The organism is Streptomyces sp. NRRL S-646, assembly GCF_000720765.1.
GTDB lineage: Bacteria > Actinomycetota > Actinomycetes > Streptomycetales > Streptomycetaceae > Streptomyces.
On record NZ_JODC01000006.1, the window covers coordinates 129459 to 142475 of the forward strand.

General features: G+C 69.4%; 14 protein-coding genes. 3 read left to right on the top strand and 11 right to left on the bottom strand.

Annotated features, from left to right (window positions below; all coding sequences use genetic code 11):
* Window positions 1-12 precede the first annotated feature (12 nt).
* Window positions 13-867 (bottom strand): NAD-dependent epimerase/dehydratase family protein, encoded by an 855-nt coding sequence (locus IH68_RS0114140; RefSeq protein ID WP_030934089.1) that lies wholly within the window; start codon window positions 865-867, stop codon window positions 13-15.
* Between the two features lie 119 nt (window positions 868-986).
* Between IH68_RS0114140 and IH68_RS0114145 the strand changes: the two genes are divergently transcribed.
* Complete coding sequence (locus tag IH68_RS0114145) at window positions 987-1868, top strand: helix-turn-helix transcriptional regulator (protein WP_030934093.1); 882 nt, start codon at window positions 987-989, stop codon at window positions 1866-1868.
* 99 nt (window positions 1869-1967) lie between these two features.
* On the opposite strand, the gene era is transcribed toward IH68_RS0114145, so the two are convergent.
* Entirely contained in the window at window positions 1968-2927 is a 960-nt protein-coding gene (gene era, locus IH68_RS0114150; protein ID WP_037884815.1) for a GTPase Era, read from the bottom strand.
* A gap of 173 nt (window positions 2928-3100) precedes the next feature.
* Here era and IH68_RS0114155 point away from each other — a divergent pair, with 173 nt between their 5' ends.
* Window positions 3101-4417, top strand: coding sequence for an ammonium transporter (locus tag IH68_RS0114155; RefSeq protein ID WP_030934098.1), 1317 nt, complete (start codon window positions 3101-3103; stop codon window positions 4415-4417).
* Between the two features lie 14 nt (window positions 4418-4431).
* On the opposite strand, the gene IH68_RS0114160 is transcribed toward IH68_RS0114155, so the two are convergent.
* The gene (locus IH68_RS0114160; RefSeq protein ID WP_030934101.1) at window positions 4432-5643 is read right to left on the bottom strand and encodes an RNA-guided endonuclease InsQ/TnpB family protein; all 1212 of its coding nucleotides are present in this window, start codon (window positions 5641-5643) and stop codon (window positions 4432-4434) included.
* A 159-nt stretch (window positions 5644-5802) separates the two neighbouring features.
* Between IH68_RS0114160 and IH68_RS0114165 the strand changes: the two genes are divergently transcribed.
* Window positions 5803-6141: a P-II family nitrogen regulator gene (locus tag IH68_RS0114165; RefSeq protein ID WP_030934104.1), complete on the top strand. Its 339-nt coding sequence runs from the start codon at window positions 5803-5805 to the stop codon at window positions 6139-6141.
* On the opposite strand, the gene IH68_RS0114170 is transcribed toward IH68_RS0114165, so the two are convergent.
* The 8 genes from IH68_RS0114170 to IH68_RS0114205 form a co-directional block, all read right to left on the bottom strand.
* Window positions 6035-7048, bottom strand: a complete 1014-nt coding sequence (locus IH68_RS0114170; protein ID WP_030934106.1) for a WxL protein peptidoglycan domain-containing protein — start codon at window positions 7046-7048, stop codon at window positions 6035-6037. The genes IH68_RS0114165 and IH68_RS0114170 overlap by 107 nt on opposite strands.
* Window positions 7049-7133: 85 nt before the next feature.
* A complete protein-coding gene (locus IH68_RS0114175) occupies window positions 7134-8450 on the bottom strand; it encodes a beta-xylosidase (protein ID WP_030934108.1) in 1317 nt (438 codons plus the stop codon).
* A 140-nt stretch (window positions 8451-8590) separates the two neighbouring features.
* Entirely contained in the window at window positions 8591-9064 is a 474-nt protein-coding gene (locus tag IH68_RS0114180; RefSeq protein WP_030934110.1) for a hypothetical protein, read from the bottom strand.
* Window positions 9065-9272: 208 nt separating this feature from the next.
* A complete protein-coding gene (locus tag IH68_RS0114185; RefSeq protein WP_030934111.1) occupies window positions 9273-9626 on the bottom strand; it encodes a cytidine deaminase in 354 nt (117 codons plus the stop codon).
* 96 nt (window positions 9627-9722) lie between these two features.
* Window positions 9723-10082 (bottom strand): MmcQ/YjbR family DNA-binding protein, encoded by a 360-nt coding sequence (locus IH68_RS0114190; protein ID WP_030934114.1) that lies wholly within the window; start codon window positions 10080-10082, stop codon window positions 9723-9725.
* The gene (locus IH68_RS0114195) at window positions 10079-11386 is read right to left on the bottom strand and encodes a hemolysin family protein (RefSeq protein WP_030934117.1); all 1308 of its coding nucleotides are present in this window, start codon (window positions 11384-11386) and stop codon (window positions 10079-10081) included. Before IH68_RS0114195 ends, IH68_RS0114190 begins: the two co-directional genes overlap by 4 nt.
* Window positions 11383-11880 carry an rRNA maturation RNase YbeY gene (gene ybeY / locus IH68_RS0114200; protein ID WP_030934120.1) on the bottom strand — a complete coding sequence of 166 codons (498 nt, stop codon included), beginning with the start codon at window positions 11878-11880 and terminating at the stop codon, window positions 11383-11385. Before ybeY ends, IH68_RS0114195 begins: the two co-directional genes overlap by 4 nt.
* A 29-nt stretch (window positions 11881-11909) precedes the next feature.
* Window positions 11910-12983 (bottom strand): PhoH family protein, encoded by a 1074-nt coding sequence (locus IH68_RS0114205; RefSeq protein ID WP_030934123.1) that lies wholly within the window; start codon window positions 12981-12983, stop codon window positions 11910-11912.
* Window positions 12984-13017: the final 34 nt, after the last annotated feature.

A 13017-nucleotide genomic window follows, 5' to 3' on the forward strand; every position in this document is an offset into this window, starting at 1 on the left:
ATCCGGGGCGCTTCACAGGGCTCCGGCATCCCTGGCCGCGTAGACGCTGGGGTACAGCGGGCGGTAGCCGAGTTCCCGGCGGATGCGCTCGGTCGAGGTGATCACGAGCCATGGGTCGGGGTCGGTGCGGGTGTAGAGCTCGGCGGGGATCTCGGCGCGGTTGAGCTGGTGCAGTTCGACCGCCGTGACGGGGGTGTCGTCGGCGATGTTGTAGATCCGACCGGCGATGCCCGGAGCGTGCAGGATGCGCAGCAGTCCCTGCGCCACGTCTGCGTGGTGGCCCATCTGCAGCCGCTGGGTCGCCGCCCAGTTCCGGGCCCACATCAGGGACTGGGCGAGATGCGGATCGCCCTCGCCGTAGACGAAGGGGAGCCGGCCGACGCGTACGTCCATGCCGTCCAGGGCGAGCAGTGCCCGCTCGGCCTCGGCCTTGGACTCCGGGTAGGCGCCCCACATCGCCCCGCCGGGCCGGCTCCCGTCCTCCTCGGTCAGCGGGCGCCCCCGCCCGGTGCCGTACACCAACCCTGTGCTGACCTGCACGAACCGCTGCACCCCGGCGGCCAGCGCGGCGCGGCCCAGCTCCACCGCCGCGTCCCGGTTGACCGCCCACGCCTCCTCGTCCGGCACTCCGCGGAAGGACGCCGCGACGTTCACGACCGCGTCGACTCCGGCCACTGCCTTGGCGAGCGCCTCCGTGTCCCGCAGGTCCCCGACGACGACCTCGGCCCCCAGCTCGGCGAACCGCTCGCCGCGCGCCGCGTCCCGCACGAGGACCCGCACCCTCTCGTCACTCCGGGCCTGCGCCAGCAGCCTCGGCACGAACCGCCGTCCGACCTGCCCCGTCGTACCCGTCACCAATGTCAGCATGTTCTGCTCCTCTCGTCCCGGCCCAGCCTTCAACGGGAATCCCGGCCGCGGGAGAGACCTCCCGATCGGGGGATCGGCAGTCCCTGGATAAGCCGGGCGGACTCCCGCACGCTGGAGAGGTGAACCGAGCCGAACTCGCCGACTTCCTGCGCCGCGGCCGTGCCCGCCTCGACCCGTCCGACGTCGGACTCACGTCCGGCGCCCGCCGCCGCACGCCGGGCCTGCGCCGCGAGGAGGTGGCTCAGCTGGCCGGCATGTCCGTGGACTACTACACGCGGCTGGAACAGTCCCGGGGGCCGCGCCCGTCCCGCCAGATGCTGACGGCACTGGCGCGTGCCCTGCGCCTGACGGACGACGAACGGGACCATCTGTTCCATCTGACGGGCGAGGAGCCGCCGCGCCGCGGGACGGTGTCCGATCACGTACGTCCGGGCCTGCTCCTCGTCCTGGACCGGCTGCACGACACCCCGGCGATGGTGGGGACCGACTGCGGTGAGGTCCTCGCGCAGAACGCGATGTCGAAGGCGCTGAGCGGGGACGTGTCCGCCCGCCCGCCTCGGGACCGCAACATGCTGCGGCGCTTCTTCCTGGACCCGGCGGCCCGGGAGTTGTTCCCTCCCGAGGACGTGGCGGAGCACGCGCGCGTCCATGTGGCCAACCTGCGGGCGGTGGCGGCGGCCCGTCCCGACGATCCGGAGCCGGCCGCGCTGGTGGCTGAACTTCGGGCGTCGAGTGAGGAGTTCGCGCTGCTGTGGGACGACCACGAGGTGGCGGTGCGGCGGCAGTCGACGAAACGCTTCCGGCATCCCGTGGTCGGTCTGCTGGAACTGGACTGCGAGGTCCTGCTCAACGAGGACGACCACCACATGCTCGTCATCCACACGGCCCGCCCGGGCACGGAGGCGTACGAACGCTTGCAGCTGCTGCGGGTGGTGGGCCTGCAGTCCCTGAAGGTTCCCTCGCCCCTGGGGGCTCCGCCCCCAGACCGCCGTTCGGCCTGAACGGCCTCGTCCTCAAACGCCGGACGGGCTGAAAAACCAGCCCCTCCGGCGTTTGAGGAGCGGGGGTCCGGGGGCTGGCCCCCGGTACGGGACGGGGGCTCAGAAGCCCAGCTTGCGCAGCTGCCGCGGGTCCCGCTGCCAGTCCTTGGCGACCTTGACGTGGAGGTCCAGGAACACCGGAGTACCGAGCAGCGCCTCGATCTGCTTCCGGCTCTTGATGCCGACCTGCTTCAGCCGCTGGCCCTTCGGCCCGATGATGATCCCCTTCTGGCTCGGCCGCTCGATGTACACGAACGCATGGATGTCGAGCAGCGGCTTGTCCGCAGGCCGGCCCTCGCGCGGAAGCATCTCCTCCACCACCACCGCGATGGAGTGCGGCAGCTCGTCACGCACACCCTCAAGTGCGGCCTCCCGGATCAGCTCCGCGATCATGACCTGCTCGGGCTCGTCGGTGAGATCACCCTCGGGATACAGCGCCGGCCCCTCCGGCAGGAGCGGGACGATCAGATCGGCCAGCAGGTCCACCTGCTTGTCGGCGACCGCCGACACGGGCACGATCTCCGCCCACTCGAACCCGAGCTCCTTGCCGAGCTGGTCGATGGCGATGAGCTGCTCCGCAAGGGTCTTGCTGTCCACGAGGTCGGTCTTCGTGACGATCGCGATCTTCGGCGTCTTCTTGATCGACGCCAGTTCCTTCGCGATGAAGCGGTCACCGGGGCCGAGCTTCTCGTTCGCCGGCAGGCAGAAGCCGATCACGTCGACCTCCGCCCACGTCGTACGCACGACGTCGTTCAGCCGCTCGCCCAGCAGCGTGCGCGGCTTGTGCAGGCCAGGGGTGTCGACCAGGATCAGCTGGGCGTCCTCCCGGTGCACGATCCCCCGTACCGTGTGCCGCGTCGTCTGCGGCTGGTCGGCGGTGATGGCCACCTTCTGGCCGACCAGAGCGTTCGTAAGGGTGGACTTGCCCGCGTTGGGGCGGCCCACGAAGCAGGCGAAGCCGGCGCGGTGGGGAGCCTCCGACGACTCAGACGGCTTGGATGACTGGCTGCGAACGCTCATGGCGCCCATTCTCCCTGATCCACAGAGCCCCGCCGCACAACCGAGCGACCGCCGCCCACGCTGTGAGATTCAGGAAACCTCCACGCAACGAAACATCACAGAAACACGCACGTGCACATCCGGAAACGCATGCCGGTGACCCTCTGACGAGCCCCCACCTCGATGGAGACGACGTGACGACCCTCGCCGCAGCGCACGCAGACACCGGCGACACCGCCTGGCTGCTCGCCGCCACCGCCCTCGTCCTGCTGATGACCCCGGGCCTCGCCCTCTTCTACGGCGGCATGGTCCGCACGAAGAGCGTCCTCAACATGCTGATGATGAGTTTCGTGTCGATCGCCCTGGTCACGGTGGTGTGGCTGGCCGCCGGGTACTCTCTGGCCTTTGGCGACGACATCGGCGGCGGGCTCATCGGCGGCCTGAAGCACGCCGGAATGGCGGGCCTCGGCGCGGACAGCGTGCAGGGCACGGTGCCCACCCTGCTCTTCGCCACCTTCCAGCTCACCTTCGCGATCATCACGGCCGCGCTCATCAGCGGAGCCGTCGCGGACCGCGTGAAGTTCGGCGCCTGGCTGGTCTTCGTCCCGGTCTGGGCGCTGCTCGTATACGTTCCCGTCACCCACTGGGTGTGGGGCCCCGGCGGCTGGATCGCGCACCGCCTCGGCGCCCTCGACTTCGCGGGCGGACTCCCGGTGGAAATCACCTCCGGCGCCTCGGGCCTGGCCCTCTGCCTGGTCCTCGGCCCGCGGCTCGGCTTCAAGAAGGACGCGATGCGTCCGCACAACCTGCCCATGGTGATGCTGGGCGCGGGCCTGCTCTGGTTCGGCTGGTTCGGCTTCAACGCGGGCTCGGCCCTCGGCGCGAACGGTCTCGCCGCGGCCGCCTTCCTCAACACCCTCGCCGCCGGCTGCACCGGGCTGCTCGGCTGGCTCTTCGTCGAGCAGAAGCGCGACGGGCATCCGACGACGCTGGGCGCCGCGTCCGGCGCGGTCGCCGGTCTGGTCGCGATCACGCCCTCCTGCGGCTCGGTCTCCCTCCTCGGCGCCCTGGTCGTCGGCCTCGCCGCCGGTGTCGTCTGCTCGTACGCCGTGAGCTGGAAGTTCAGGCTCAACTACGACGACTCGCTCGACGTCGTCGGCGTCCACCTGGTCGGCGGCATCATCGGCACCCTCCTCATCGGCGTCTTCGCCGAGAAGGCGATGACCGGCTCCACCGAGGGCCTCCTCTACGGCGGCGGGCTCGCCCAGCTCGGCAAGCAGCTGGTGGCCGTGGTCGTCGTGGCGGCGTACGCCTTCTTCCTGACGTACGGCATCGGCAAGCTGATCGACAAGGCGATGGGCTTCCGCGCGAGCGAAGAGCAGGAGTACAAGGGCCTGGACCTTACGGTGCACGCCGAGACCGCATACGATCACGGCGTCCTGGGCCACGGTGCCCCGGTCAGTTCCTCCGTCGCCTCCGCCACCGCCGCCAAGGTCAAGAGCCAGGCTTGACTTCGTCCCCTCCTCTAACGGAGGGGAAGTCCACGGGTCACCCTGTGGGTTTCCTGCTTCAACGCCGACTGCCCGCCCGGAGTGCTCCGTTGAGGTCTTACACCGGCTCCACAGGCCGACACCGCCAGCCCGGCGGCCAGAAGGTTACGTGCCGCGTTCACATCCCGGTCATGGGTCGTGCCGCAGCTGTCGCACGTCCAGGTACGGACGTTGAGCGGCATACGTTCGGCGAGCGCGCCGCAGTGGGAACACAGCTTGGAGGACGGAAACCAGCGGTCCACCGCGATCACCTCGCGGCCGTACCACTGGGCCTTGTACTCCAGCAAGGTCCGGAACTCCGCCCACGCGGCATCGGAGACGGCGCGGGCCAGGCGGCCGTTCTTCAGCATGTTCCGAACGGTCAAGTCCTCGATCACGACCACTTGGTTTTCGCGGACAAGTCGAGTGGTGAGCTTGTGCAGGGTGTCCCGCCTGCGGTCGGCGATCCGGGCATGGATGCGGGCGACCTTCTTGCGAGCCTTCTCATGGTTCGCCGACCCCTTGGTCTTACGGGACAGCTCCCGCTGGGCCTTGGCGAGGCGGACGCGGTCGGTGCGTTCATGCCTGGGGTTGGTGATCTTCTCCCCGGTGGACAGAGTCAGCAAGTGGTCGAGCCCGGCGTCCACCCCCACCACTCTGGTGGCCACGGGGAGCGGCTGAATGGCCGGGTCCTCCACCAGCAGGGACACGAACCAGCGCCCGGCGCTGTCCTGCGAGACGGTCGCGGAGGACGGTTGCCTGCCCTCGGGAAGAGGACGGGACCACACGATGTCCAGCGGCTGGTCCATCTTCGCCAGTGTCAGTTTCCCGTCGCGGAAGCGGAAAGCGCTGCTGGTGTACTCGGCGGATTTCCGGGACTTCTTGCGCGACTTGAAGCGAGGGTACTTCGCCCGCTTGGCGAAGAAGTGGGTAAACGCCGTCTGGAGATGCCTCAAGACCTGCTGCAGCGGCACCGAGGAGACGTCGTTGAGGAAGGCCAGCTCCTCCGTCTTCTTCCAGGCCGTCAGCATCGCGGAGGTCGCGTTGTAGTTGATCCGTTCTTGTCGCAGTGCCCAAGCCTCGGTCCGGGCCGCGAGCGCCATGTTGTAGACCTTGCGCACGCACCCGAACGTCCGCGACAGCTCCGCAGCCTGCGCGTGGGTCGGGTAGAAGCGGAACTTGAATGTCCGCTTCACACAAGTGGCCATATCTCACAAGCAATAGCATCGCCTTGTGAAGCGCTCCCGTTTCGCGGAAGTTGACACCGAACCGCCTTGACGGCGATCGAGCGTTTGCCTGCCCTGCTCCACAGGAGTCCGTTTCCCACCCCCCCGTCTGAAGACGGGGGTACTCACAGAGGAACCCCGATGAAGCTCATCACCGCGATCGTCAAGCCGTACCGCCTCGACGAGGTGAAGACGGCCCTCCAGGAGCTCGGCGTGCACGGTCTGACCGTGACCGAGGCCAGCGGGTACGGCCGGCAGCGCGGCCACACCGAGGTGTACCGCGGCGCCGAGTACCAGGTCGACCTCGTCCCCAAGGTCCGCATAGAGGTCGTCGTGGAGGACGGGGACTCGGACGCCGTGATCGACTCGATCGTCAAAGCCGCGCAGACGGGGAAGATCGGCGACGGGAAGGTGTGGGCCCTGCCGGTCGAGACGGTCGTACGGGTACGGACGGGAGAGCGCGGGCCCGACGCGCTCTGAGCAGGAGTACGGCTGCCACGACCGCCACCACGAGCAGGACCGCCGCCGGCCACGGCAGCGCGAAGAAGGACGCGCTCTCCGAGTTCCGCGTGTCCGTCGCGCTCGCCGTCAACGTGACGTCGCCCCAGTCGAGTTGGGGCGCGCCCCGCCATGGCTCGGTGAGGTGGACGCGCTGGCCGGGCAGCAGCTCGGACGGGATGCGGGACAGGTCGCGGGACAGGAGCGTACGGCCGAACAGGCCCTCCGCGCGCAGTTCCACCTTGGGGTTCAGGGTGACGTTGCCGGTGTTGTGCAGGGTGTACGAGATCGTCGCCGTGCTGTCGCCGAGGCCCGGGACGAGCGGCTGATGGTGGACTACGTGGACGTTCTCGACGGCGACCGCTGGGAGGGTCGGCCCGTTGACGCGCAGGTATACGCGGGCGCCGACCGCCCGCTGCACGCCGAGCGCGACGGACCCGTCGCCCTTGTCGATCCGTTCGTCGAGGGCCACCAACGCGCCAGGGTGGTCGCCCGGTTCGGCGCCCTCGGGCACGCGGAGCGTGAAGGGGACGGTGACCTTGCCGTGCGCCGGGACGGTCACGCGTGACTTCGCGGGCTTCGCCCAGGCGCCGACGCCCCGCTGCTTCTCCTGCACCGTCCTGACGGCGAAACCGCCGTCCCGGGGGGTGTTGTAGGCGTCGGCGGCATACAACCGGAAGCTCAGCGGCTGCCCGGTCCTGTTCGCCACGACCACCTTGTCCTCGATGGCCGTCCCGGGGTCGGCGGAGAGGTAGAAGTACGGGCGTGCGGCCACCTCGGAGGAGGCCGGGTAGACGGACCAGCTGCCGTTGTCGGCGGCGTGCGCGGGTGCGGGCGCGACGAAGAGGGCCAGGAACAGGCCCAGGAGGAGGACGTACGGCTTGCGCATGGGTGCGGACCCCCACGGACTTCGGCGGACTTCGGCGGACTTCGGGCGGAACGAGGGGAACGGGCGGGTGCGGACGCCCGTACGGTCAGCTGAGCGTGAGCGTGAGCACGCCCGCGTACGAACCGGGAGGCGTGAACGCCGGTACGTCCAGGGAGAGCCCGGCGTTGGCTGTGAACTCGCCGCCGGTCAGCGTGCCGTTGGGGGTGGACGCCAGGGTCGCTCCCGAACTGCCCACCGTGCCTGCCGAACCGGCCTGGCAGGTGCTCGGGCTGCCCGCCTTGGTGGCGCAGGCAGGGGTCCAGCTCAGCTTGCCGGCATCGATCTTGGCGCCGGGGCCGGCGAAGTCGGTGACCTTGCCGGTGAGGGACCAGCCCGCGGGTCCGCCGCGGAAGTCCTTGACGGTGACGGCGTTGAGGGCGCCGGTCGAGGCCCCGCCCTTGCCGAAGTCGACCGCCGACAGGGCGACGGAGTCCCCGGCCTGGGACATGGCCAGAGTGCCCGCCTTCACCGTGGTCGTGACCTTCTGGCTGCCGGCGGGAACAGGGGTGGTGTCGTTCACGACGTAGGCCGCGGGCCCGGCCCCCTTGCCGGCGCTCCACGCGCTTCCCTCGTACGCCACGACCCCCGTCGTCGTCTTGTCGTTGACGACGAGGGAGCCGCTGAAGGAGCCGTCGGCGGCGGCGGTGACCGTCGCCTTGTCCGCGGTCTGGGTGTCCCCGGAGCGCCCGGCGAGGGTGACGGTCGCTCCCGCCGTGAAGTTGCTGCCCTTGACGGTGACGCTGTCACCGGCGTTCCCGGAGGCCGAACCCAACGAGATGGCACGGTTGTTGACCGGGGTGGCGTCCGTCGCCGTGATGCTCTGGGAGACCGGGGCGGGCGGGTTGGTCACCGTGCACGGTGTGTCCAGCTCGAGGATGTAGCTGGTGTGGATGTTGTAGTCGCCGGGCGAGAGTGTGATCGAACCGGCGGTGGTGACCTTGAAGGTTCCGGTCATGGAGAACGACGGGAAGGCGCCGTTGCCCGGCACCGGGTCGTTCTTCTTGGGCCCGGCGACCGTCACGTCCCCCGTCTGCGCACCCCCGAGGGTGACCTTGCCGGTGGGAGTCATGATGTCGGCCGGCAGGGCGATGGCGGTGGGGTTGCTGGCGGCGGGCTTGACGACCGTGTAGGTCACGGTGACGGTGTCGCCGACCTTCGGACTGGCGTTGTCCACCGCGATACTCGCGGTCGTCGTACCGTCGATCGGCGGGATGCCCGCGACCGCGGGCGGGATGCAGTGCGTGGCGAAGTCCACGTTGGTGGCGGCACCGGCCGGACAGGCCAGCGCGCCCCCCGCGGTGACCGCGAGCACGGTACCCCCGAGCAGCGACGCCCAGCGGCGTCTTCGGGTTGTCGAACCCATGGGTGTGCCCCCTCACTTCTGCGCTCACTGGGGGCATTGATGTGGGGATTGCGTGAGAAGTCAATGGAGAAGCCGAAATGGACCGACGGACCGTCAGTTCCTTTGAACCTTCCGGGAACTGACGGCCCGTCGGCTGTGGCTCAGTCGAACACGAACGGTCCCGGCGACTGCGCGCCGGTCGCGGTGCAGGTGATGGTGATGCCGAAGACGGTCATCTGCAGCGAGCCGCCGTAGGCCTCCAGGCTGTCGCCGGAGGCGACGGTGCCGGAGAGCGGGCCGACGGTGACGGGGTCGCCGGCAGCCATCGCCGGGTTCTTGGTGCCGGTGAAGGCGGTGGTGCCGCCGCTCGCCTTGACCATGGTCAGGGTGGAGGAGATCGAGTCCTGCGACAGGGCGATCGGCGCGGTGATGGCGGACGTGACGGTGATGGTGGCCGTCGTGCCGTCCTGGGTGGCCGTGAGCGTGGCCTCTCCGCCACCGAAGCTTCCGCAGTCGGCGGTGATCGTCGCCGACTGCGGAGTGACGGCGAGGGCGCTGGGCGCGAACGCGAGCGAGGCGGCCGCGAGGGCCCCCACCGCCATGGCCGCACCTGTGCTGATTCGTTTGGCTCTCATGGGGATCCGGCTCCCTTCCCGAAGCTGGGAACTGCCATGTGGGGATGGATGGGAGAGGTCCGGACGGACAGCCGGCAGGCGCGGTGCGGGGCGCCGGTGGGGGGTGGGGGTGAATCTGACGGTCCGTCGGAACTACCGGTTCCATTGATGCGCGTGGGGTGAAGAAACGGCAAGGGTGAATTCAGGACGACTCTGAAGCGACCGGTTTTCAGCCTGCGGTGACGGTGGTCCGTACCGTTCCGTCGGGCCCGGCGACGAGCACCGGCGTCTTGGCGCCGCCCAGGTCGCGTACGGCGGCCCGGTCCTCCTCCGAGGCCGACTCGGCGTCCGTCACCACGGCCGCCGCCTCCAGGGACTTCGCCCCGGACGCCACCGCCATGGCCACCGCCGTCTGCAGCGCACTCAGCTTCAGCGAGGCGAGGTCGACCGTCCCGGCGACATACGTACGGCCCGTCTCGTCACGTACGGCAGCCCCCTCGGGCACGCCGTTGCGGGCCCGCGCGGAACGGGCCAGGGTGACGATCTTGCGGTCCTCGGGGTCAAGCGCGTTGCTGTCGGTCATGAGCCGAGCATACGTACCGGCACCGGCCCGATCCGGCCACGGGGTGCTCGCACCCGGCCGGATCCTGGACTGCGCGACGGCCGTGAGCGGATGTGCTCAGGAGCGGTCGAGGCGGAGGCGCGCGGCGCGCGGCAGTCCGGCCACCACCAGGTCGTAGGAGTCCTCGATGAGCTCCCGGACCAGCCGGTCGGGGAGTTCGCCGTCGACCGTGACGGTGTTCCAGTGGCGCTTGTTCATGTGGTAGCCGGGGATGATCAGGCCCTCGTACTCGGTACGGAGCCGGATCGCGTCCTCCGGGTCGCACTTGAGGTTGACCGTGAGGGGACGGGAGTCCAGCCAGCTCAGGGCGAACATCTTGCCCAGCACCTTGAAGACCGAGATGTCCGGGGCGAAGGGGAAGTCCTCCACAGCCGCGTTGAAGGACAGACAGAAGCCGCGCAGTTCCTCGGGCTTCACTCCTCTTTCGCCTCCTCGTCGGGCAGATTCTTCGGATCCACCGGCTCCACGAGCACGGTCACGATCTTGTTCCGGCGGCCCGCGGCGGCCTCCGCGGTCAGCCGGAGCTCGCGCCCGTCGGGCACCTCCACGACCGCCGACGCCCCAGCGATGGGCACCCGGCCCAGCGCCTTCGCGAGCAGACCACCGACGGTCTCCACGTCCTCGTCGTCGTACTCGTCGAGCCCGTACAGCTCGCCCAGGTCGGTGATGTCGAGGCGGGCGGTGACCCGGTAACGGTCCTCGCCGAGGTCCTCCACCGGCGGCAGCTCACGGTCGTACTCGTCGGTGATCTCGCCGACGATCTCCTCGAGGATGTCCTCGATGGTGACGATGCCGGCCGTGCCGCCGTACTCGTCGATGACGACGGCGACGTGGTTGCGGTCCTGCTGCATCTCGCGCAGCAGATCGCCGGCGTTCTTGGTGTCGGGCACGAAGGCAGCGGGCCGCATGGCCGTCGACACCAGCTCGCTCTCGGCGTCCCGGCTGATGTGCGTCTTGCGGGCCAGGTCCTTCAGATACACGATCCCGACGATGTCGTCCTCGCTCTCCCCGGTGACCGGTATGCGCGAGAAGCCCGAGCGCAGGGCGAGGGTCAGGGCCTGACGGATCGTCTTGTAGCGCTCGATGACGACCAGGTCGGTGCGCGGGACCATGACCTCCCGCACGAGGGTGTCGCCGAGCTCGAAGACCGAGTGCACCATACGGCGCTCGTCGTCCTCGATCAGCGACTCCGCCTCGGCGAGGTCGACCAGTGCCCGCAGCTCCGCCTCGGACGCGAACGGACCGCGGCGAAAACCCTTGCCGGGGGTCAGCGCATTGCCGATGAGGATGAGCAGGGACGGGATCGGCCCCATGATCCGCGCGAGCGGCAGCAGGACGTATGCCGCCGCCGTCGCCGTGTTCAGCGGATGCTGGCGGCCGATGGTGCGCGGGGAGACACCGACGGCGACGTACGACACCAGGACCATCACGCCGATCGCGGCCAGCAGGGCGCGGGTGGTGCCGGAGAACTGCTGCAGACAGGCGTACGTCACCAGGGCCGCGGCCGCCATCTCGCAGGCAACGCGGACCAGCAGCGCCACGTTGAGATAGCGGGTCGGGTCGGCGGCGACCTGGGCGAGCTTCGCGCTGCCGCGCCGGCCGGAGCGTACGGCCTCCTCGGCGCGGAAGCTGGAGACGCGGGCGAGGCCCGCCTCCGCACAGGCGGCGAGCCACGCCACGACGACCAGGGCGATCGCGCCCGCGACGATCTGCGGACTCATGAGACGGTCGGGGCGGGGGACGGACCGGTCAGGCCCTTCTCCGCGCGCCAGCCGTCCACGATGGCCGCCTGCAGACCGAACATCTCGGCCTTCTCGTCGGGCTCCTCGTGGTCGTACCCGAGGAGATGCAGCACTCCGTGGACGGTGAGGAGCTGGAGCTCCTCGTCCATGGAGTGCTGGGTGTGCGCTTCCTCGCCCTGCTTCTTGGCGACCTCCGGGCAGAGCACGATGTCGCCGAGGAGGCCCTGCGGGGGCTCGTCGTCGTCCTTCGACGGCGGACGCAGCTCGTCCATCGGGAAGGACATGACGTCCGTCGGCCCCGGCAGGTCCATCCACTGGATGTGCAGCTGCTCCATGGCGTCGGCGTCCACCACGATCACCGAGAGCTCGGAGAGCGGGTGGATGCGCATCCGCGCGAGTGCGTAACGGGCGATGTCGAGGATCGCCTGCTCGTCGACCTCGGTTCCGGACTCGTTGTTGACGTCGATCGACATGGTGCTGCTCGGTCTCCCGCTTTCAAATGTCACAGCCCTTTGTGCCCGGACTGCCTGCCCCGGCCGCCCTTGTGGGTGCCGTTCTCGGTGCCGTGCTGGCTGTCGTACTTCTCGTACGCGTCGACGATACGGCCGACGAGCTTGTGCCGTACGACATCGTGGGACGTGAGGCGCGAGAAGTGGACGTCGTCGAGGCCCTCGAGGATGTCCTGCACCTGACGCAGACCCGACTTGGTCCCGGTCGGGAGGTCGACCTGCGTCACGTCACCCGTGACGACGATCTTCGAGTCGAAGCCGAGGCGGGTGAGGAACATCTTCATCTGCTCGGCGCTCGTGTTCTGGGCCTCGTCGAGAATGATGAAGGCGTCATTCAAGGTACGGCCTCGCATGTACGCCAGCGGCGCGACCTCAATCGTCCCGGCCGCCATCAGCCTCGGGATCGAGTCCGGGTCGAGCATGTCGTGCAGCGCGTCGTACAGCGGGCGCAGGTACGGGTCGATCTTCTCGTAGAGCGTGCCGGGCAGGAAGCCCAGCCGCTCGCCCGCCTCGACCGCGGGCCGGGTCAGGATGATGCGGTTGACCTGCTTGGACTGCAGGGCCTGCACCGCCTTGGCCATGGCCAGGTACGTCTTGCCGGTGCCGGCGGGGCCGATACCGAAGACGATCGTGTGCTTGTCGATCGCGTCGACGTACCGCTTCTGGTTGAGGGTCTTGGGGCGGATCGTGCGGCCGCGCGAGGAGAGGATGTTCTGGGTGAGGACCTCGGCCGGGGTCTCCTGGCCTTCGCCCTCCCCGTTCTCACTCGCTCTGAGCATGGCGATCGAGCGTTCCACTGCGTCCTCCGTCATCGGTTGCCCGGTGCGGAGCACCAGCATCATCTCGTCGAACAGGCGCTGGATGAGGGCGACTTCCGCGGAGTCGCCGACCGCGCTGATCTCATTGCCCCGGACGTGTATGTCGGCCGCCGGGAAGGCTTTCTCGATCACGCGCAGAAGGGAGTCGCCGGACCCCAGAACGGTCACCATGGGGTGTTGGGCGGGGACGGTGAACTGTGCTCTCGCCTGCCCCTGCGCGGGGGTGTGAGCTGTGGGTGTCTGAGTCATGGGCCGGCTCTGTAGGCCTTGCTCGTCCTCCTCG